Source organism: Rhodococcus sp. OS5 (assembly GCF_056837585.1).
Genome location: NZ_CM166368.1, coordinates 2397245 through 2416265 on the forward strand (window position 1 = coordinate 2397245; position 19021 = coordinate 2416265).

The 19021-nt window shown below is 64.6% G+C and carries 15 protein-coding genes; 10 read left to right on the forward strand and 5 right to left on the reverse strand.

All coding sequences use genetic code 11. The features are described 5' to 3' along the window. Positions 1-113 precede the first annotated feature (113 nt). From ACVZUB_RS11335 to ACVZUB_RS11360, 6 genes are all read left to right on the forward strand, one after another. Positions 114-1514, forward strand: coding sequence for an MFS transporter (locus tag ACVZUB_RS11335; RefSeq protein ID WP_085989607.1), 1401 nt, complete (start codon positions 114-116; stop codon positions 1512-1514). A 49-nt stretch (positions 1515-1563) separates the two neighbouring features. After that, the gene (gene nirB, locus ACVZUB_RS11340) at positions 1564-4065 is read left to right on the forward strand and encodes a nitrite reductase large subunit NirB (protein WP_070386895.1); all 2502 of its coding nucleotides are present in this window, start codon (positions 1564-1566) and stop codon (positions 4063-4065) included. A gap of 90 nt (positions 4066-4155) precedes the next feature. Beyond that, the gene (nirD, locus tag ACVZUB_RS11345) at positions 4156-4569 is read left to right on the forward strand and encodes a nitrite reductase small subunit NirD (RefSeq protein WP_003942316.1); all 414 of its coding nucleotides are present in this window, start codon (positions 4156-4158) and stop codon (positions 4567-4569) included. Continuing rightward, positions 4566-5726: a uroporphyrinogen-III synthase gene (locus ACVZUB_RS11350; RefSeq protein WP_003942336.1), complete on the forward strand. Its 1161-nt coding sequence runs from the start codon at positions 4566-4568 to the stop codon at positions 5724-5726. The genes nirD and ACVZUB_RS11350 overlap by 4 nt, the downstream gene beginning before the upstream one ends. After that, complete coding sequence (locus ACVZUB_RS11355; protein ID WP_037130090.1) at positions 5713-6462, forward strand: sirohydrochlorin chelatase; 750 nt, start codon at positions 5713-5715, stop codon at positions 6460-6462. Before ACVZUB_RS11350 ends, ACVZUB_RS11355 begins: the two co-directional genes overlap by 14 nt. After that, positions 6407-7054, forward strand: coding sequence for a maleylpyruvate isomerase family mycothiol-dependent enzyme (locus ACVZUB_RS11360; protein ID WP_007731241.1), 648 nt, complete (start codon positions 6407-6409; stop codon positions 7052-7054). Before ACVZUB_RS11355 ends, ACVZUB_RS11360 begins: the two co-directional genes overlap by 56 nt. 51 nt (positions 7055-7105) lie before the next feature. Here ACVZUB_RS11360 and ACVZUB_RS11365 read toward each other — a convergent pair whose 3' ends face one another. Beyond that, positions 7106-7873, reverse strand: coding sequence for an 8-oxoguanine DNA glycosylase OGG fold protein (locus ACVZUB_RS11365; protein ID WP_003942311.1), 768 nt, complete (start codon positions 7871-7873; stop codon positions 7106-7108). A gap of 89 nt (positions 7874-7962) precedes the next feature. Here ACVZUB_RS11365 and ACVZUB_RS11370 point away from each other — a divergent pair, with 89 nt between their 5' ends. Together ACVZUB_RS11370 and ACVZUB_RS11375 are read left to right on the forward strand one after the other, a co-directional pair. Beyond that, positions 7963-8541 carry a hypothetical protein gene (locus ACVZUB_RS11370; protein ID WP_058226480.1) on the forward strand — a complete coding sequence of 193 codons (579 nt, stop codon included), beginning with the start codon at positions 7963-7965 and terminating at the stop codon, positions 8539-8541. Further along, positions 8538-8882, forward strand: coding sequence for a hypothetical protein (locus ACVZUB_RS11375; RefSeq protein WP_003942308.1), 345 nt, complete (start codon positions 8538-8540; stop codon positions 8880-8882). The genes ACVZUB_RS11370 and ACVZUB_RS11375 overlap by 4 nt, the downstream gene beginning before the upstream one ends. Positions 8883-8887: 5 nt before the next feature. Here ACVZUB_RS11375 and ACVZUB_RS11380 read toward each other — a convergent pair whose 3' ends face one another. From ACVZUB_RS11380 to ACVZUB_RS11390, 3 genes are read right to left on the reverse strand one after another with little or no spacing between them, the layout of a single operon-like run. After that, entirely contained in the window at positions 8888-10633 is a 1746-nt protein-coding gene (locus ACVZUB_RS11380) for an NTP transferase domain-containing protein (RefSeq protein WP_341514193.1), read from the reverse strand. Between the two features lie 50 nt (positions 10634-10683). Continuing rightward, positions 10684-10980: an MGMT family protein gene (locus ACVZUB_RS11385; protein WP_003942322.1), complete on the reverse strand. Its 297-nt coding sequence runs from the start codon at positions 10978-10980 to the stop codon at positions 10684-10686. 10 nt (positions 10981-10990) lie between these two features. Continuing rightward, entirely contained in the window at positions 10991-11779 is a 789-nt protein-coding gene (locus ACVZUB_RS11390; protein WP_054187621.1) for an alpha/beta hydrolase, read from the reverse strand. A gap of 52 nt (positions 11780-11831) precedes the next feature. On the opposite strand from ACVZUB_RS11390, the gene ACVZUB_RS11395 reads away from it, so the two are divergent. Together ACVZUB_RS11395 and ACVZUB_RS11400 are read left to right on the forward strand one after the other, a co-directional pair. Further along, entirely contained in the window at positions 11832-15194 is a 3363-nt protein-coding gene (locus tag ACVZUB_RS11395; RefSeq protein WP_165638257.1) for a PD-(D/E)XK nuclease family protein, read from the forward strand. After that, positions 15195-18587, forward strand: coding sequence for an ATP-dependent helicase (locus tag ACVZUB_RS11400; protein ID WP_073512807.1), 3393 nt, complete (start codon positions 15195-15197; stop codon positions 18585-18587). It abuts the gene before it with no gap. Here ACVZUB_RS11400 and ACVZUB_RS11405 read toward each other — a convergent pair. Further along, entirely contained in the window at positions 18584-18985 is a 402-nt protein-coding gene (locus ACVZUB_RS11405; RefSeq protein WP_003942341.1) for a DoxX family protein, read from the reverse strand. The two genes, ACVZUB_RS11400 and ACVZUB_RS11405, sit on opposite strands and share 4 nt — an antisense overlap. Between the last annotated feature and the right edge of the window lie 36 nt (positions 18986-19021).

Sequence of the window (19021 nt, forward strand, 5' to 3'; positions counted from 1 at the left end):
CTCACACCCGGTCTTGTTACCGGGTGAGGATCAATTGACTTCGCGGTCATCGCACGCAGCACCGGCGCAATAACCGTTTTCTACCTTTGGGTCTCCAACATATTCAGGAGGCCCTGGTGAGTCATTACATCGAGCATTGGGATGCAGAGGACGTCGACGCCTGGGAATCCGGCGGCAAGGACATCGCGAAGCGGAACCTGATCTGGTCAGTGGTAGCCGAACACGTCGGCTTCTCGATCTGGTCGATCTGGTCCGTGATGGTGTTGTTCATGCCGACGGATATCTACGGCATCGACGCGGCCGGAAAGTTCTTCCTCGTCGCAGTGCCCACACTTGTCGGGTCGGTCCTCCGTATTCCCTACACGGTTGCCACCGCACGGTTCGGCGGTCGTAACTGGACCGTCATGAGTGCGCTGTTCCTCTTCGTGCCAACACTTCTCACGCTCTACCTGATGATGAACCCGGGTGCGTCGTACACCACGTTCATGTTGGTAGCGGCCACTGCAGGTATCGGCGGCGGCAACTTCGCGTCGTCGATGACCAACATCAATGCCTTCTACCCGCAACGCCTCAAGGGGTGGGCGCTCGGTCTCAATGCCGGCGGCGGCAATATCGGTGTGCCGATGATTCAGCTGATCGGTCTGCTGGTGATCGCCACCGTCGGTAACCGCGCTCCGTGGATCGTCTGCGCCGTCTATCTCGTGTTCATTGCAGCCGCCGCCGTCGGTGCCGCGCTGTTCATGGACAACCTGGGCAACCAGAAGTCGGACCTGCGCTCCATGGCCAAGGCACTCAAGTTCTCCGAGTCGTGGGTGATCAGCTTCCTGTACATCGGTACGTTCGGTTCCTTCATCGGATTCAGCTTCGCCTTCGGTCAGGTTCTGCAGATCAACTTCCTCGCCGGCGGTGCCACTCCGGCCGCGGCGGCGCTGCATGCAGCACAGATCGCCTTCATCGGACCACTCCTCGGTTCGATCGCCCGGCCGCTCGGTGGCAAACTGGCCGACCGCATCGGCGGCGGCAAGATCACCATGTGGACGTTTGTCGCCATGGCATTCGCGGCATCGATACTCGTGACGGCCGGAACGATGGACGACAACACCGCCGGCGTCGCCAGCGCCGGGATCATGGTGACATTCGTTCTCGGATTCATCGCTCTGTTCCTGCTCTCCGGCATCGGAAACGGATCCGTTTACAAGATGATCCCGGCGATCTTCGAGGCGAAGGCTCAGAGCTTCGACCACATGGATCGAAGCGAGAAGGCGACGTGGTCGCGCAGTATCTCCGGCGCTCTCATCGGATTTGCCGGTGCGGTAGGCGGTTTGGGCGGCGTCGGCATCAACCTGGTGCTGCGCGCGTCGTACAGCAGCCCCGCGAAGTCGGCGACCATGGCCTTCTGGGTGTTCCTGGCCTTCTACATCGCCTGCATCGCAGTCACCTGGTTCGTCTTCCTGCGCAAGCCGTCGACGCTGACCACAGACGTCGACGAGGCGAAGGTCGCAGTCACGGCGTGAGCGGTCCGCGGAATCTCAGAACTATCTCGTACCTCAGGAAGTAGGCGTCATGAGCAAGTCGGTTGTTGTCATCGGACACGGAATGGTCGGACACCGATTCGTCGAGGCACTGCGTTCGCGCGACGAAGCGAACAACTGGTCGGTGACCGTACTCTGCGACGAGCAGTACGCAGCGTACGACCGAGTCGGGCTGTCCTCGTACGTCGGAGCGTGGGACCCCAAGGAATTGGCACTGGCCGGCAACGATTACGTCGGTGACGGCCTGGTCGATCTCCGAGTGGGGGAAGGCGCGCTCTCGATCGACAAAGATGCACGCACGGTCACGACGACAACCGGCGAGACGATCTCCTACGACGCTTTGGTGATGGCGACCGGTTCGTATCCGTTCGTGCCTCCCGTACCGGGGCACGACGGCGACGGATGTTTTGTCTACCGCACCCTCGACGACCTCGACGGTATCCGGGCCGCCGCCGAGAAGGCTGGTCCTGGCGCTGTCGGCGTCGTGGTGGGCGGAGGTTTGCTTGGACTCGAGGCCGCAAATGCTCTCTCGCTCATGGGGATGACGGCACACGTCGTCGAACACAATGCGCGATTGATGCCGATGCAGGTCGACGAGGGTGGCGGCGCACTGCTCGCTCGCCTCGTCACCGAACTCGGGCTCACTGTCCACACCGGAGTCGGGACGGCGGGAATTTCGCAGGCCGACAACGGAATCGTGGTCGAACTCTCCGACGGCTCCACCATCGACGCGTCGCTGCTCGTCTTCTCCGCCGGAGTACGTCCGCGTGATCAGCTGGCCCGCGACGCCGGCATCGCAGTGGGGGAGCGCGGTGGCATTCTGACCGACCTCGGCTGCGTGACTTCGGACGAGAACATCTATGCCGTCGGCGAATGTGCTGCGGTGGAAGGCCGTTGCTACGGTCTGGTCGCTCCCGGTTACACGACGGCCGAGATCGTGGCCGATCGTCTGCTCGGCGGCGCCGCGGATTTCCCGGGCGCGGACATGTCCACCAAGCTCAAGCTCATGGGCGTCGACGTCGCCAGTTTCGGTGACGCGATGGCGACCTCACCGGGCGCCCTCGAAGTCGTCCTCAGCGACGCGTCCAAGGGGACGTACGCAAAGCTCGTGGTCTCCGACGACGCGAAGATCCTGCTCGGCGGCATTCTTGTCGGTGACGCATCGGCCTACGCGTCGCTGCGCCCGCTGGTCGGTCGCGAACTACCCGGTGACCCGGCGACATTGATCTCGCCTGCGGGGGAGAAGCCGGGTGCAGGCTCGCTGCCCGACGACGCCGAGGTGTGCTCGTGCAACGCCGTGACGAAGGGAGCCATCTGCGGTGCAATCGCAGCCGGCGCATGCGACATCGCTTCGGTGAAGGCGTGCACCAGCGCCGGAACCACTTGTGGCGGTTGCCTTCCCACCGTGAAGCAGCTGCTGGCCGATTCCGGCGTCGTGATGTCGAAGGCACTGTGCGAACATTTCGCGCAGTCGCGCGCCGAGTTGTTCCAGATCGTCCAGTCGACGCAGACCAGAACCTTCTCGGCGCTGATCGCCAAGTACGGCAAGGGCGCCGGTTGCGACATCTGCAAGCCCGTAGTCGCTTCGATTCTGGCCTCGACGGACTCCGATCACATCCTGCACCGCCAGCAGGCGTCGTTGCAGGACACCAACGATCACTTCCTCGCGAACATCCAGAAGAACGGTACGTACTCCGTGGTACCTCGGATGCCGGGCGGCGAGGTCACGGGTGAGCAACTCATCGTCATCGGAGAAGTGGCGCGAGACTTCGGCTTGTACACGAAGGTGACCGGCGGTCAGCGCATCGACTTGTTCGGTGCCCGCGTCGAACAGTTGCCCGCGATCTGGAAGCGCCTCGTCGACGCCGGGATGGAATCGGGTCAGGCGTACGGCAAGTCCCTCCGGACGGTCAAGAGTTGCGTCGGTTCGAGTTGGTGCCGCTACGGTGTCCAGGATTCGGTGGGTATGGCCGTCGACCTCGAGAATCGCTACCGCGGTCTGCGTTCGCCGCACAAGATCAAGTTCGGCGTCTCGGGTTGCGCCCGTGAATGTGCCGAAGCGCGAGGCAAGGACGTCGGCGTCATCGCGACGGAGAACGGTTGGAATCTGTATGTGGGCGGTAACGGCGGACAGTCGCCCAAACACGCTCAGTTGCTTGCCGGAGGCCTCGACGACGCGACCTTGGTCAAGTACATCGACCGCTACCTCATGTTCTACATCCGTACTGCCGATCGCCTCCAGCGCACGGCGCCGTGGGTCGAATCACTCGAAGGCGGACTTGATCACCTCAAGGCCGTGATTTGTGAAGACAGCCTGGGTATCGGCGAAGAACTCGAGGCACTGATGGCCAAGCACGTCGAGGGTTACCAGGACGAATGGGCCGGTGTGCTGGGTGATCCGGAGAAATTGTCGAGGTTCGTCTCGTTCGTCAACGCACCGGAAGAAGCCGACCCGACGGTTGTGTTCGACGAGACCGGAGTGCGCAAGGTTCCGGTCCTGATGGGCATGCCGAGCATCCCCACGCGCCGGTAATAGTCGCGTAACCCGTGGGAAACACGGGATCAGTAGAAACGTAGACAAGAACCCGCGCGACGTTGTCGCCGGATCGACAGGAGGACTTCGATGAGTGTCATCGATGCGCAGATCGCCAAGCTGGATTCGGATCGACTCGAATGGACGTCGGCCTGCCCGCTGAGCCATCTGATCCCTGGGCGCGGAGTTGCCGTGCTTCTTCGCGGCGGCGAGCAGGTGGCACTGTTCCTACTCGAGGACGGCACACTCCGGGCTGTCAGCAACTTCGATCCGTACGGCCGCGCCGCGGTGATGTCTCGCGGACTCGTCGGCGACCGGGACGGTGAACCGATCGTGGTCTCGCCACTGCTCAAGCAGGCGTTCTCGCTGGTCGACGGCCGGGCGCTGGACGACTCGTCGGTTGCGCTGCCGGTGTACGGCGTTCGCGTGTGGGCTGGAGTCGTTCAGGTACACAGCTTGCAGATGCAGGGTGTTCGCTCGACTGTCGCCGATGCAGTCTCGTGAGTGACGACATGCCGTTGGCTGGATTCACGGTAGGTATCACTGCTTCGCGCCGCGCCGAGGAGTTCGCGACCTTGCTGACTCGTCGGGGAGCGGATGTCGTTCACGCTCCGGCGATTCGAATCATTCCGTTGGCCGACGACCGTGAGCTCGAAAGGGTGACACAGCAGATCATCTCGGATCCTCCCGAGGTGGTTGTCGCCACCACCGGGATCGGATTCCGGGGTTGGCTGGAAGCAGCCGACGGGTGGGGTGAGGCGGAAAATCTCGGATCCGCGTTGGGCTCGGCTCGTCTGCTCGCGCGCGGACCGAAGGCCAAGGGAGCAATCCGCGCGGCCGACCTTCGTGAGGAATGGTCACCGGCATCCGAGTCTTCCGCCGAGGTGCTCGAACATCTTCTGGCAGAAGGTGTCTCGGGAAAGCGGATCGCTGTACAACTGCATGGTGCGACCACCGAGTGGGAGCCGATTCCCGACTTCTGTCAGGTGTTGCGCGAGGCCGGCGCCGAGGTCATCGCGGTGCCCGTCTATCGATGGGAACCGCCGGAGGATCCGACGCTGCTCGACCGGATGATCGACGCCATCGCGTCAGCCGGAATCGACGCCGTCAGTTTCACCAGTGCACCGGCCGTAGCCTCGATGTTGATGCGAGCCGACAAGACCGGGGATCTCGGAGACATTCTCGACGCGATGCGGGGTCCGGTGGCGGCCATGTGCGTCGGCCCGGTCACCTCGGCGCCGCTCGAAGCCTTGAATGTACCGACCACAGCCCCGGCGCGGGCACGTCTGGGCGCGCTCGCGAGACACATCGTCGACGAACTCCCGCAGCGAGCCAACAAGATTCAAGCCGGCGAACACGAAATCAGCATTCGCGGCGGTTGCGTAGTCGTGGACGGTGAAGTGAAGCAATTGCCGCCGGCTGCGATGTCGTTGATCCGCACTCTCGGTGCCAGCCCCGGTCGAGTCGTCTCCCGCGACGAACTGCTGGCTTCTCTTCCCGGCGGCGGCGGCGACACCCATGCCGTCGAGACCGCCGTCGCCAGATTGCGCGCGTGCCTCGGCGCGCCCAAAGCCGTTCAGACGGTGGTCAAGCGGGGCTATCGACTTGCCCTCGACCCCGGCGACTACGTACAGAATCCAGGTGACTATGCAACGCGATGACGATGTCCTCGTCCTGGTAGCTCATGGCACGCGTAGTGCACGTGGCGTGGAAATGGTTGCCGCACTGGCCGACGCCGTCGGCACGCGCGTCGGACGCACGCGCGTTGCCTTTGTCGATGTGCTCGGTCCGTCACCTTCGGAAGTCCTCCGGGACACTCCGGGGCGAGCGATTCTCGTACCGGCGTTCCTGGCGTCCGGCTACCACGTTCACACCGATGTTCGACGCGAAGTGGCGATCAGTGAGCACTCGGCTGTGAGTGTGACGCCCGCACTCGGACCCGATCCGGCGCTTGCACGCGTGCTGCTTCGGCGCTTGACCGAAGCGGGGTGGAATCCGGGTGACGCGACAGTGCTTGCTGCCGCCGGGTCGTCCGATGCGCGGGCGCTGCGAGACGTCGAGCGTGCTGCGCTGATGCTTGCCGAAGCGGCGGGGACTCGTGTCGACATCGGGTACATCGCGACCGGGGAGCCGAAGGTAGCCGATGTTGTTGCAGCAGCACGCGTTCGCGGCGCGAAGCGAGTTTTTGTCGCCTCGTACCTCCTCGCGCACGGGCTGTTCCACGAAAGGTTGCACGCTGCAGGAGCCGATGGTGTGACCGAACCGCTCGGCGTCGATCCGGGAGTGGTGGACCTTGTCGTGAATCGGTATGAGAGTGCGCGAAGGGAACTAGTATCGCTGCATGACGTCTCACTCCGTAACGCCGACGTATGCCGACCTGGTCGCAGCAGTTCGTGAATCCGACGTCAAGGCACAGGCTCTCATCGGTGCACTGACCGAAGAGCAGGCGCGGGAGCCCTCCGGGCTCCCCGGGTGGAGTCGGGGACACGTCGTGACGCACATGTCGCGCAACGCCGACGCGCTGGGCAGATTTGTTGCCGGCGTGCAGGGCGGCGAATCGGGGGAGATGTATCCAGGGGGGCCGGATGCGCGCAATGCTGCAATCGAAGAGGGCGCAGATCGCCCGGCTGAATTGTTGGCCCTCGACTACCGCTTCTCGGGAACGAGGCTGGTCGACGCGTTGTGCGAGATCCCGACAGATCGACTGGACACACCGGTGCCGTGGCGCAAACCTGTGACGGCATTCGATCTACCGATCCTGCGCTGGAACGAGATCGAGATTCACCTGATGGACCTCGACATCGGTTACACCTGCCACGACTGGCCTGCCGAGTTCGTGGAATTCACTCTCGCCAGTCAGTTGGGCGCACTCGAGACGGCGGTCCCGGGTGTACGAGTGCCGTCACTGTCCGACGCGGAGACCTTGGCCTGGTTGGTCGGGAGGCCGACGAGGGTGGGGCTGCCGACTCTCCCTGCCTGGCCGTTCTGAGATGCAGCCGTTCTGAGATGCAGCCGTTCTGAGATGCAGCCGTTCTGAGAGTTAGAACAGGGTGGGGGCGCTCACGTCGTTGCGTGCTTGGGCCAACCGCGCACTCCACCTTTTCACCAACCACATCTCGACGATCTCGGGTTGGGTGCCGGCGGCATAGGCCCAGCTGTCGAGAAGTTCGCAGTACCGGCGGTAGCGACGCGTCGTGAAGCCGGTGACGGAAGGATCCTCGAGCCAGCCCTCGTGGATGAGCGTCGAGACTCCGTACTGGTCGATCATCTGAGCGCGTCGGCCTTCGTCCTGTACGCCCACTGCCCACATGAAAGCGGCCATCAGCGATACCCCGACACCGGGGGTGAGTGGCCACCCGGACCAGGTGTCGCGCCGGACGACGGGCATCGACTTGTTTTTCGAGCAGTGATCGAGAATGGCTGTGATCTGGGTCAGCGGATCCTCGTCCTCGCGGTGATGGGGATTGAAGACGTTGGGGAACCGCCGTGTGAAACGTCGGCTCTCGTGCGAGCCCTGCCAGGCCGCGCAGAGAAACAGTAGTCCGAGGCCGTCGTGCTGGGCGACAACGAGATCGCTCGACGGGCGAAGGTCGTTGCGTTGAACGATGGCTCGGCCTTCGGTGATCACTTTGCCGTCGAGATCACGCCCGCGAAGGCTGATGGTGTGGCCGGCGTCCTTCAGGTGTGCGTTCCACCAATCCAGGTCGACGGTGGCTTCGTCGTCGAGGACGTGCAGTGGAAAGGTGCGGGAGCGGCACCACTCGACCAATGCGTCCGGCGGTTCGAATCCTTCGTCGACACGATTCATGGCGCGATGATCCCACGAGTCGCCGACAGTAATTCGTGCGACGCGCAGTCCACCGGGATGGAACCGGACACTCGCGGTACGCTCCGCTCATGAAATTCGCGTCCTCGCAGGTGCGGTCGGCGCTGTGGACGGTAGCCATCGCTTTGGCGGCCACGAGTCTGAGCGGATGTATCGGTGCCGTCGATCGGATGGATTTCGACAATCAGATGCGCGAACGTGGCGGTGGGATGACGTCGGAGTTGGTGCGAGGCGGGTTCGACAGCCTCGCACATAGATACGGCGTCGACGCGGTATCGGTGACCAGCATCGACATCAGCCCGATCGAGACGCTCGGAGTCACCGTTCGAGACCCCGGGAAGCCGACCCAGCTCGACAGATTCTCTTTCGACGGAGTCATTCTCGGCGAGCCGAGCCCCGTGCAAGTCAGTGTCACCGACGATCTCGATGCACGATCGTTCACGCTGGATCAAGTGCCGGCATTGACGAACCTCGAGAAGTTGGTCGACGACGCGCTGGAGAACAGCGGTGTCGACGACGGCGAAGTCACCGGGATCTCGGTCAGTCGCACCGAGGCGATTCGCGCATCCGTGATGGTGGAATCTCCACGCTCGCGGGCGCTGGTGGTCTTCGAGCCTGACGGAGCTCCCTTCCTGGTGCACCCGCTGTGAGCCGCCGTATCGCTCCGTTGCTGATCTCCGTAGTGGTGATCGTGGTCGTGGGAATCTTTGCTGCACTACTGTCTTCGGTGATCTGGCCAGGACAGGTCGCTCATTTGGCGCCGATTTTCTGTGAAGCTCCCACATCGAGCGCGATGGTCGTCTCGGATACCTTTTCCGACGGCGACGGTACGTCCACCAATTTCACGCTGTACTGCGTCGGACCGCGCGGTCAGACCGTTGATGCCGGCTGGTTGCTGCCGTTCTTGGTGCTGTGGGGCGTGTATTCGCTGGTGCTTGCGACAGTGGTCGGCGTGGTCGGGGTCAACCGGCGTAGGCGCCCAAACGACTGACCCGATCAGCGTGGGAGGACAACCACTTCGGCTACGGCACCGTCTTCCGCGTGTGGCGGAACGAGTGCAAACGCGGAGCGCCCGATCAACCCCGCCAGGTGTGCGGTACGTACAGACCGTTCGGCGCGCCAGCGACCGTCGGCGGATTGTGTGACCGGCAGTAGGCGTACCGCATCGGAAGTCACCGCAGCGGCGTTCTCGATGATGCCGAGCAGTGGCGGTGGTGTGTCGCTTCCCGTCAAGGCGGCCACGACGGTGGGCAGCATCGTCAACAGGGTGGTCACTGCGGCGTACGGGTTGCCGGGGAGGCCGAGAACCACCCGACCACTGGGCAGGACAGCCGTTATCTGAGATCCGCCCGGGCGCGATGCGACTCGCCCGACAATCGTGCGAGCGCCGAGTCGATCGAGCGCACTGCGCATTTCGTCGGCAGCGCCGCCGCCCGTCGCACCAATGACAACAAGCAGGTCCTGTTCAGTCGCATCCGCCAGTACACGCTCGAAACTGTCGGCCGTGTCCCTCAGGTGCGAATTCGCCACGCACCGTACGCCGTTGCTTTCCAGTAGGTAGGGGAGAATCCCACCGACGGAGTCGCGGGTCTGACCTTCACGCAGTGGACCGGTCCGCCGGATCTCGTCGCCGGTGACTATCACGCGTGCCCGTACCGGACCACGGACGAGGGCGTCGAATACCTCGCCGCTGGCAGCTGCGGAGACCACCGCCGGAGTCACCGCGGTACCGGTCGGAGCGATCGTGAATCCGGTGGTCCAATCTTCCCCTCGTGGTCGAGCGTCGTTGCGGTGCGGCGCATCCGGCAGTCTCCGTACCATCCGAGATGGCTCGTCGACGGACAGATACTCGTCACGAATCACCGAGGTGGCGCCGAGGGGCAGGTGTGCTCCCGTGGCAATGCGAATCGCTTCGCCTTCACCGAGTTCGAGTTGCCCGTCGGCGCCCGCGATACGGATCTCGGTGCGGATTCGCCAGGGACCCTCGCCGGAGACGGCGTACCCGTCCATCGCCGAGACATCGGATCGAGGAAGATCACCCAGGGCGACGAGAGGCTGCGCGAGCGTTGCTCCGAGACTGTCGGCGAGGGCGGCCCGATGTGGTGACAATGCTGTCAGTGAGTTCCTGACGGCGGCGCGGGCTTGCTCGATCGTCAGGCGCGGATGGTTTCGCGCGCGGTCGATGTCCGCCGGTGTGTCGCAGTCAGTGGTGCCAGTGACACGCAGCGTCGAGAACGGTTCGGTGACAATCGCTTTCATAGGTTGATTCTCCAACCCCGAACTCTCCCGCAATGTGGACAGGCGTTGCCGGAGCTCGCGAAATGTCCACGCGGAGAGCAGGAATTGGGTTCGGTTGTTCTCGTCCACGGCACACGTCACCGGACTGTCCGTCGACGTGGCAGCTATCAAAGCGTCGACTGATACGGCCTCGATGTGCGGCAGATCGGACGCCAGGACCACCACCACGGCGTCGTCGGGTAACCGGGTCGCAGACAATCCGGCCCAGATCGCCTCGACAGGGCCGGCTCCGGCCGGAGTTTCCTGAGTTTGAGTGATGCCAGGATCAAGTTCAGGGCGATGTGGACCGACCACGACGACGGCGTCCAGATGCGCCGTCGCTGAAAGCGCGATGTCGAGGAGCCTGCGGCCGTGAACGAGCAGGCCGGGTTTGTCGACACCACCCATTCGGGTCCCGCGACCACCCGCCAGAATGAGGGCGGCGGTCGGCGGCGTGACGGTCATACCTCCATGCTGCCCCATCGCCCGCGTCACGACGACCGGTGACACGTGAATCAGAAGTGATACCGAGCTTTCTTCAGGTCGATCCGACCGTCCTTGATCGGCACGCCTTCGAGTTCGAGCTTGGCGATCTGACGATGAGCCAGGTGCGCCGACGGTTTGCCGGAGGCGCCGAGAACCCGATGCCACGGCAGGTCGGCAGAGTCCGTTCGCATGATCCAACCGACCGTGCGAGCACTGGAAAGTCCTGCAGCATCAGCGATATCGCCGTATGTCGCCACGAAACCGGCCGGAATCGACGCGATGAGGCGCCGTACCTCTTCGATCTGCTCTTCGGTGGTGGCTGCCATGTCGGTTCCTTCAGAGCATGCTGCGAACGAGGGCGGCGACTTCGTCGGCCCGTACGTGCGGGACCATGTGGTCACAGTCGAATTCGACACCGGTCAGATTTTCACCGAGGTGCTCGGTGAGCGCTGCCCGGAACTCGTCGGTGACGTACGGCGGTTGGACCTTCATCGCCTGAACCAGCACGGTGGGCATTGACGACGGAGGCAGCACGATCGGGCGAGCGAGTTCGCCCCACCCGGTCACGATCGCGGGCGTGGACAGGCGCCAGTTGACGCGTCCGTTGTCCAGTTCGATCAGGTGTTCCGCCATCTCGACGTCGAGGTCCTGGGTGGGAACCTCACCCCACGAGCCGTGAATCTTCTCGGAGTAGGCCTCTGCCGCATCGGTGTAATCCGGTGAGCCGATTGTGAGTTCGGCCACTTCCTGCATGAAAGTCGGATCCAACCCGATCGCCGGGTCGAGCAGGACGAGCCCACGAATGCGTTCCGGTGCGGTGGCCGCGAGGTGCAGCGCCAGCATTCCGCCGAAAGAATGCGCGACGATCACCACCGGTCCGGTGGCATGTTCGTCGAGCGTCTCCAGCAGGCTCGCCACGTGGGATTCGATGTTCCACGGAGGAGCCCAGGTGGAACGCCCGTGACCGCGTAGATCCGGCGAGATCCAGCGCGCTTCGGGCAGTTGGTTCTCGGCCATCGACTGCCAACGTCGGCCGTGACCGGTCAGACCGTGCAGCGAAAGGATCTCCGGTGCCCCGACGGGTCCGTAGAGATACGTATGGAGTGCAGACACGAGGTCAATCATGCCGGATGCAGGCGATGTGTGAGTTGTCGGTGCGCTCTGGTGGAATGCCTGGGTGAGTGAGACGGCAACACGCAGCAAGGTCACCATTCCGCGGGCGCGGTTGGTGCACCGAACTGCGCCGTCTCCGATACCCCGAACGTGGGACGAAGGGACGGCCCGGCTGTTCGCGCCGCCGTCCGAGGATCCGTTCCAACTCGCGTTCGGCCCTGTTTCATTCGGCTCGGGGGCCGCCTGGAGTCCCTGGCAGGTACTCGGCAGCCCCGGAACCGGCAAGACGTCCCTTCTGGTGGATCTGGCAGTGCAGAAGATCTCCGGTGGCGAAGATCCTGAATCGGTCCTGGTGCTCACCCAGTCGCGCCGGGCAGCGACGCAGGTCCGCGAGAAGATCACGGCCGGGTTGCTCGGGTACGAACAAGAACGCGGACCGCAGGCAACTCGTGAGCCGTTGGTCCGCACCGTTCACTCGTACGCCTTTGCCGTACTCCGGCTTCAAGCCGCAGCGCACGGCAACGCGCCGCCACGCCTGATCACCGGCGCCGAGCAGGACTCGGTGCTCCGAGAGATGTTGCGCGGCGACATAGAAGACGGTGCGCTCCGGTGGCCGGAGCGCCTGCGACCCGCATTGGGTTTGAACGGCTTTGCCGTCGAACTTCGAGATCTGATGTTGCGAGCGAACGAGCGCGGACTCGGCCCCGAAGATCTGGTCAAGCTCGGCAAGAAGCGTGGACGTCCGGAGTGGGTGGCGGCCGGGCGGTTCGCCGAGGCCTACGAGCAAGGCGTGCTGCTGCGCGGCAGTGTCGGTGTCGAGGCTCCGGAGGCGACGGCGCCGGCGCTCGACGCGGCCGAGTTGATCGGTGCGGCATTGACCGCGTTCGCCACCGATCCCGAATTGCTTCGCTCCGAGCGCGCTCGGATCCGGCACCTACTCGTCGACGACGCACAACATCTGGATCCGCAGGCGGCGCAACTGGTTCGGCTGATCGGAACCGCAACTGCGGGCACGGTCATCGCCGGTGATCCCGATCAGTCGGTCTTCGGGTTCCGCGGTGCGGATTCGGCGTTCCTACTCGGACTCGCCGAGCGCGGAGACGAGCGCCAGATCGTCCTGCCCACCACGTTTCGCAACAACGCCGACGTCGCGTCGATCGCGGCGAAGATCGCTGCGCGGCTGCCCGGCAACCTCGCTCATCGCATCGCGGTTCCATCCGATCTCGCCGATGAGGACCCGGGGCGGGCGTCGGTGCGGGTTCTCGGTACGACGGCCAAAGAAGCGGCAGTCGTCGCAGATACCTTGCGCCGGGCGCATCTGCTGGACGGGATTGCTTGGTCCGACATGGCCGTCATCGTTCGGTCGGTCCCGCGCACTCTCGCCCCTCTCCGGCGAGCCCTGCTCGCGGCCGGGGTACCCGTCACGACCGCTGCCACCGAATTGCCGCTGGCCAGGCAACACGGAGTGTCCGGCCTGCTGCTGGTCCTTCGGGCGCTCGGCGGCGATCAGTTCACCGGCGACGAGGCGCTTGCCCTGATGGCCGGTCCCATCGGCGGCGCCGAGCCGGTCACCCTGCGCCGGTTGCGTCGTGGCCTGCGCCGGGTCGAGTTGGCATCGGGAAGCGATCGGGACTCCTCGGAGTTGTTGCGGCTCATTCTGATCGACGAGGATCGTGCGCAGTCCAAGCGCCTCATGGGCAAGTTGACAGACGTCGAAGCTGCGGCACTCAATCGCGTGCTGTCGGTCCTTCGCAAGGCCCGAGTGCCTCTCGAGCGAGGTCTCGGGGTCGAAGAAGTTCTGTGGGCAGCATGGCAGGCGACGGGGCTGGAACGACGCTGGGCGGCTGCGTCGGCGCGCGGCGGACCTATCGGCTCACAGGCCGATCGAGACCTCGACGCAGTCGTCGCACTTTTCGACGCGGCCGCCAACTACGTCGACCGGTTGCCGCGTTCGCAACTCGCCGGTTTCGTCGACTACTTGACCAGCCAGGAGATACCGACCGACTCGCGGAGCCGATCGGTCATCACTCCCGACGCCGTCACCGTGGTCAGCGCTCACGCCGCGGCGGGTCGCGAATGGGCGGTCGTGGCGGTGGCGGGTGTGCAGGAGGGACTCTGGCCGAGTTTGCGGGCACGCGGATCGCTACTGCGTACCGAAGCGCTGATCGACCTGGTCAACGGAGTCTCCGACGGCAGTGACTCGGCTGCCGAACGACTCTCGCGAACCGCACCGCTTCTGGCCGAAGAACGCAGGTTGTTCCTGGTTGCCTGTAGCCGTGCTCGTCGCCGTCTGCTGATCACCGCAGTCGAATCGGCTTCGGGGGACACCGACTTGGTGCCTTCGCGGTTCGTGGACGAATTGATCCGTGGTGACGCGTACTCGGACGATCCGTCCTCCGATCTCGACGTCGTTGCACCCGAGACCGGGGATACCCGGGTTCTGTCGCTGCCTGCACTGGTCGCACAGCTTCGCAGCGTCGTGTGTGATCCCGACATCGCGCATTTCGACCCCGAGAAGCATTCCCGGGCCGCTCGCCAGTTGGCACGTCTGGCTGCTGCCGGGGTACGCGGCGCGCACCCGGATCAGTGGTACGGCACAGCCGAGCCGAGTACCGCTGCTCCCATGTGGCAGCCCGAGGACGGACCGGTTTCACTATCGCCGTCCACCATCGAGCTTCTCGAAACATGCCCTCTCCGATGGGTGTTCGAGCGTCATGGCGGCAGCGACGGAGACAACACTCATGCGATCGCCGGTACGCTGGTCCATACCTTGGTGCAGGCATTGGCCGGCCGGATTCCACCGGATCAGGTCGAGAAGGCACTCGAAAATGCCTGGGAATCCATCGATCTGGGATCGCAGTGGTACTCGCGCCGCGAACTCAATCGAACTCGGGAGATGCTGGCGACGTTCACCGCCTGGATGAACGCAACTCGCGGTGAACTGACCGAAGTCGGCGTCGAGGTCGCGGTCGAGGGGGTCCTCGAACCACGTGAGGAGGGAGCGCCTGCGGTCAAGCTTCGTGGCCGGATCGACCGGCTCGAGCGCGACACCGAAGGCCGTCCGGTGGTTGTCGACGTCAAGACTGCGCGAAACCCTGTCAGCAACGAGGCCGCGCAATCTCACGCGCAGTTGGCGGCGTACCAGGTCGCAGCGGCCGAAGGTGCGATTGCCGGCGAACCGGCCACACAACCCGGCGGTGCACGCCTGGTATTCGTGGCCAAGTCCAACAAGAAAGACGGTGCGGCGCAGCGAGTTCAGCCGCCGCTGACGGCCGAAGCCGTCGAGATGTGGCGAGACGTCATCCACAACGCAGCGGCAGCGACCCAAGGGCCGCAGTATCTGGCCAGGGTCAACGACGGATGTAGACATTGCCCGGTGCGCTCGAGTTGCCCGGCACACGACGAGGGACGACAGGTGAGTAACTAAGTGGCTGCCGCGACGCAGAAGGCACGCCGACCGAAGATCGATCCTGTCGACCTGGCGGTCGCGCTCGGTCAACACCCGCCGACGCCGGAACAGGCGGCTGTCATCGCCGCACCGCTCGGTCCGACATTGGTCGTCGCCGGTGCCGGTGCCGGTAAGACCGAGACGATGGCTGCTCGCGTCGTGTGGCTGGTGGCCAACGGCTTCGTCGATCCCGAGGCCGTTCTCGGATTGACCTTCACGCGCAAAGCGGCACAACAGCTCACGTCGCGAATCCGCAAGCGCTTGGCGCGACTGGCGGGTTCGGACGTTCTGCGGGCACTCGACCCGACCGGCGGAGTGCGTTCCCGGATTCTGGCCGGGGAACCCGAAGTCAGTACCTACCATGCTTACGCGGGACGGTTGCTGTCCGAGCACGGACTGCTGTTGCCGATCGAACCCTCGGCGACGCTGTTGTCCGAGACCGAACTGTGGCAGGTTGCGCACCGCGTCGTGAGCGGCTGGGACAGTGATCTGGACACCGACAAGAATCCGGGGTCCATCACCGAAACCGTTCTGGCCCTTGCCGGTCAGTTGGCGGAGCACCTGGTCGACCCCGAGCAGTTGCTCGAGGCTCACACCGAGTTGGACAAGCTGATTCACACTCTGCCCGCCGGTCCGAAACAGCGGGGTGGGCCGAGCAAAGAGCTGTTGAATTACCTTGATGTGCAACACAAACGCATCGAGCTACTGCCCCTCGTTGCCCGGCTGGGTGAGACGCTGCGGCGTGAAGGCGCATTGGATTTCGGCAGCCAGATGTCGCTGTCGGCCCGTGTCGCCTCCGAACATCCCGAGGTCGGGCAAACCGAGCGTGAGCGCTTTCGGGTAGTTCTTCTCGACGAGTACCAGGACACCGGTCACGCTCAGCGAGTGTTGTTGTCCTCGTTGTTCGGTGGGGGAGCCGACGGCCGGTTGGCGCTGACAGCCGTCGGCGATCCGATGCAGTCGATCTACGGTTGGCGAGGCGCGTCGGCGGCCAACCTGCCACGGTTTGCAACCGACTTCCCGCTTGCCAACGGAAAGCCGGCTCCGACGCTCGAACTGCTCACCAGTTGGCGTAACCCGCCGGAGGCTCTCGAACTGGCAAACCTGTCGTCGGCACCGTTGCGCCGACGCGGTGTGGCCGTCAGCACACTTCGTGCGCGGCCGGGAGCCGTCGCCGGAGACGTTCGACTGGCGCTGCTCGGAGACGTCGAACAGGAACGTCAGTGGGTTGCGGAGAAGATCGCCGAAGAATACGAGGCGGCTCGTGCCGAAGACCGCCCGACGCCCACGGCAGCGGTGTTGATCCGCCGCAACGCCGATGCTGCCCCGCTGGCCGAGGCTTTGCGGTCCAAAGGTCTGCCCGTCGAAGTGGTCGGACTCGGTGGGCTCCTGCACACACCCGAGGTGGCGGACGTGATCGCCATGCTCCGAGTGGTCGCCGATCCGCTGGCGGGCAGCGCCGCCGTTCGGCTGCTCACCGGAGCGAGATGGCAGATCGGCGCGAAGGACCTCGCCGCACTCTCGCAACGCTCCCGCGAACTTGCCATCTCCGCCGGATACGGAACAGCGGGTGCGGTCACCGACGCCGAGGCGCTCACCTCGGCAGTTCAGGACGCGCTGCCGGGGGAGAACGCCGAGCAAGCAGGATTGGTCGATTCGATCTCCGATCCAGGCCCGGCAGAACGTTATTCAGCTCTCGGGTACACACGCATCAACGCGATAGCGGCAGAGTTGGCGTCGTTGCGCGAACGTATCGGCCAGCCGCTCACCGAACTGGTGGCGGAGGTCGAGCGTGTGCTCGGTATCGGAATCGAGGCAGGCGCGCGAACCCGAGTCGGTGTCGTCGGGACCGCGGGCCGCGAGCATCTCGACGCATTTGCCGACGTCGTCGCCAATTACGCGACGCGTCCAACAGCCAATCTGCCCGGGATGCTCGCATTCTTCGCGGCCGCCGAACAGATCGAAAAGGGCCTCACTCCGGGCGAAGTGGAGGTGGCGCCGGATCGCGTGCAGATCTTGACCGTGCACTCGGCGAAGGGGCTCGAATGGGAAGTAGTGGCGATCCCGCATGTCAGCGACGGGGTGTTCCCCTCGTCCACCGCGTCCGGATCGTGGCTCGGGGCGCTCGCCGAACTGCCACCGTCGTTGCGTGGTGACCGGGCGGTCGACGCGGATTCGGCCGACGGAGTTCCGGTGCTCGACCTCGAGGAGCTCTACAACCGCAAGGACCTCGAGAACGCGATCACGGCGCACAAGAAGGCCTTGTCCAACCGTCGACTGGACGAGGACCGGCGACTGTTCTACGTCGCGCTGACCAGAACCGAACGGGCGCTGTTCATCTCGGCGCATCACTGGGCGGAATCCGGTTCGGAACCGAAGGGGCCTTCGGAGTTCCTGGACGAGCTGCATCAGATGGTCACGGCCGAAAACGATGCCGGTGAAGAAGACTCACGCGGTGCGATCGGCGTCGTGGAGGAATGGGCGCCTGCACCGGAACCCGACACCGAGAACCCGTTGGCCTCCACACCCCGTACGGCGCAGTGGCCGCCCGACCCGCTGGGTGCGCGTCGCGGCGCGGTCGAGGCCGGAGCCGCGAGCGTCCTGTCCGCACTTGCATCGCTGCCGCAAGACAGCAAAGAGACGGAAGAACCGGAGGACGATCCGGAGAACTGGGCCTCGGACGTCGACGTTCTCCTGGCCGAGCGCGAAGCCCGGGCAAACGCGCGTGCCGAAGTGATTCTCCCGGCGCAGCTTTCGGTGACTCAGCTCGTAGACCTCAAGGCAGATCCGGATGAACTCGCGGCACGGCTGCGTAGACCACTGCCGTACCCACCGAACCCGCTCGCTCGGCGCGGCACGGCTTTTCACGCCTGGATCGAGCGAAGGTTCGGTGCGACCCGACTGTTGGATCTCGACGAACTACCCGGCGCCGCGGATACCGGCGCGGGTCCCGAGACCGATCTGGTGAAACTTCAGGATGCGTTCCTGCGGTCCCCGTGGGCCAATCGCAGCCCGATCGAAGTGGAAGTTCCTTTCGAAACATCCATTGCCGGAACGGTTCTCCGCGGTCGGATCGACGCTGTGTTCGCCGATCCCGACGGCGGATGGACGGTGATCGACTGGAAGACCGGTGCCGAACCGTCGGCCGCTAACGAGGACGCTGTTGTGATGCAGTTGGCCGCGTATCGGGTGGCCTGGGCCGAATTGATGTCGGCCAGAGCCCGTTCGGCGGGGCGCAACGAACAGTTTCCGGCCGACAAGGTGCGGGCGGCGTTTCACTACGTTCGATCGGGTCGCACCATCGCACCCGAGAACCTGCCGGACGGTGAGGCTCTCGCTCGCCTCATCCGAACGGCAGGCGCGCAAGATTAGCTTGCGTTTCGACGAGCCTTGAGTGCTTCGGTCACCAGCGGAACCTGCAGGGGAAGACGTGCGATCGAACCGATCTTCTGCGGTGTGGACGTCTTCGGGCTTCGGCACCAGTCGATCGCCATCTGGATGTTGGCGGGGAACACGGCGACAAAGAGCGCGGCGGCAAGGCCCGCGCCGAGCTTGCGGGTCTTCGGCACGGCCAAGGCAGCGCCGATCGCCAGTTCCGCGACGCCGGACACCTGGGTGTAGGTGCGGGCCTGTCCGGGAAGCTGGCGGGGAACGGTGCTGTCGAAGAAGGAAGGCGCCACGAAATGCATGGTGCCGGCGCCGAGAAGGAGGGCCGACAAACGAAGAGCGGCCGCTTGGCTGGGAGTGGACGTCGAACCGGTGAAAGGCATTTGCCCAGCCTGCCTCACGGTGGACCTTCTTGCCAC

Coding starts and splice junctions, on each gene's coding strand:
- ACVZUB_RS11365 (WP_003942311.1), bottom strand. CDS start 7,873: ATGAATCGTGTCGACGAAGGATTCGAACCGCCGGACGCATTGGTCGAG.
- ACVZUB_RS11370 (WP_058226480.1), top strand. CDS start 7,963: ATGAAATTCGCGTCCTCGCAGGTGCGGTCGGCGCTGTGGACGGTAGCC.
- ACVZUB_RS11355 (WP_037130090.1), top strand. CDS start 5,713: ATGCAACGCGATGACGATGTCCTCGTCCTGGTAGCTCATGGCACGCGT.
- nirD (WP_003942316.1), top strand. CDS start 4,156: ATGAGTGTCATCGATGCGCAGATCGCCAAGCTGGATTCGGATCGACTC.
- ACVZUB_RS11390 (WP_054187621.1), bottom strand. CDS start 11,779: ATGATTGACCTCGTGTCTGCACTCCATACGTATCTCTACGGACCCGTC.
- ACVZUB_RS11380 (WP_341514193.1), bottom strand. CDS start 10,633: ATGACCGTCACGCCGCCGACCGCCGCCCTCATTCTGGCGGGTGGTCGC.
- ACVZUB_RS11405 (WP_003942341.1), bottom strand. CDS start 18,985: ATGCCTTTCACCGGTTCGACGTCCACTCCCAGCCAAGCGGCCGCTCTT.
- nirB (WP_070386895.1), top strand. CDS start 1,564: ATGAGCAAGTCGGTTGTTGTCATCGGACACGGAATGGTCGGACACCGA.
- ACVZUB_RS11360 (WP_007731241.1), top strand. CDS start 6,407: ATGACGTCTCACTCCGTAACGCCGACGTATGCCGACCTGGTCGCAGCA.
- ACVZUB_RS11385 (WP_003942322.1), bottom strand. CDS start 10,980: ATGGCAGCCACCACCGAAGAGCAGATCGAAGAGGTACGGCGCCTCATC.